Genomic DNA, 1,343 nt, shown 5'->3' on the forward strand with positions numbered 1-1,343 from the left:
CGGTAAGGCCGTGGCCGAGGGCCTCGAGTGCAACGCTCCGAAGAAGAGCAAGGACATTCTGGAGGCAGCCGGCGAGATCTTCCAGAATCCGGATTCCTTCCCGCTGAGTGAGGAGCAGCGGGAGGTCGTCAAGGACATCCAGAAGAAGTTCAACGACGCCCTCGATCCCCGCAATCCCCGTGGGAAGACGCTCATCGTGGTCAACGGCAAACCCGGCTCGGGTAAGACCTGGATTTGCATGAACATCCTCGGAAAGGAGGCTGCCGCCCAACGCCAGGTGTCCTTCGCCACCAACTCAACCTCTCTGCGAGAAACACTGAAGAAGGTGGCGAAGAAGTCGAAGGATACGAAGCCCGTCGCCGAGATGATCACCTCGGCCCGGACCTATTGGAAGCAGGAGGTCTGGGGTTCTCTAGACCTCTTGATCGTGGATGAAGCTCAGCGGCTCAATGAGTGGACCGTCCGCACCGGTCAGGCGAACCGCAAGGATATCCAGGAGGAGCTCGAGCGGTTCAACATGACCCAGCTTCGGGAGCTCGCCAACTCCACCAAGGTCCTGGTGCTGATGATGGATGACTGGCAGCAGACCACCGCCACCGACTACCTCACCACGGAGAAGGTGAAGGAGGTTGCGGACCTCATCGGTGCTGACTTCCAGCTCTATGAGCTCGAGGAGCAGCATCGCAGCGGCGGCTCGAAGAGCTTTGAGACCTGGGTGGACAGTCTCGTGGACGACGTGCCCAGGGTCTGGCGTGACGAGAAGAACTTCTGGGTGAAGGTAGCTGACTCCCCTGCCGACATGGAGCGGATCCTCGCGGAGCACTCCGAGGCGGATCCGAGGATCATGGCCGGGTTCTGCTGGCCGTGGACCACGAAGGATCCGGTAACGGACAAGGCGTTCAAGAGCGTTGACGATGTCCCCTACGACATCGCCATCGGAGATTGGTCGATCCAGTGGAACCTAAAGTCGAACACCGAGGGATACCCGAAGGCTGACTTCTGGGCGTTCGAAAAGAGGGGCGCGAGGCAGGCCGGCTCGATCTTCTCCGGTCAGGGATTCGAGTTCGACTACTGCGGTGTGATCATGGGCCCCGACCTTCGGTACGACGCAGCAGAACAGAGGCTCACCCCCGATTACGAGGCCTCGGAGTACGGCACATTGAAGCGCCTGGCTCGCAAGCAGGAGAGGGAAGGACTCCCCGCTGACCCGAAGAGCAGTGCCCTGCAGCGCTTCCGCAACGGCTATCGAGTATTCTGACCCGCGGCATGAAGGGCGTGGTGATCTACTCGACGGATCCTGCTACCCAGCAGCTGCTCAAGGAGATCGTGAACCCCGACTAATT

1 protein-coding gene is annotated in these 1,343 nt (G+C 60.4%); it reads left to right on the plus strand.

What is annotated here, in order from left to right:
- A partial coding sequence (locus tag ACTXPP_RS14060; protein WP_443342730.1) for a DNA/RNA helicase domain-containing protein occupies positions 1 to 1,258 on the plus strand: 1,258 nt, incomplete at its 5' end.
- Between the last annotated feature and the right edge of the window lie 85 nt (positions 1,259 to 1,343).

This window comes from Candidatus Corynebacterium faecigallinarum, assembly GCF_052264515.1.
Classification (GTDB): domain Bacteria; phylum Actinomycetota; class Actinomycetes; order Mycobacteriales; family Mycobacteriaceae; genus Corynebacterium; species Corynebacterium faecigallinarum.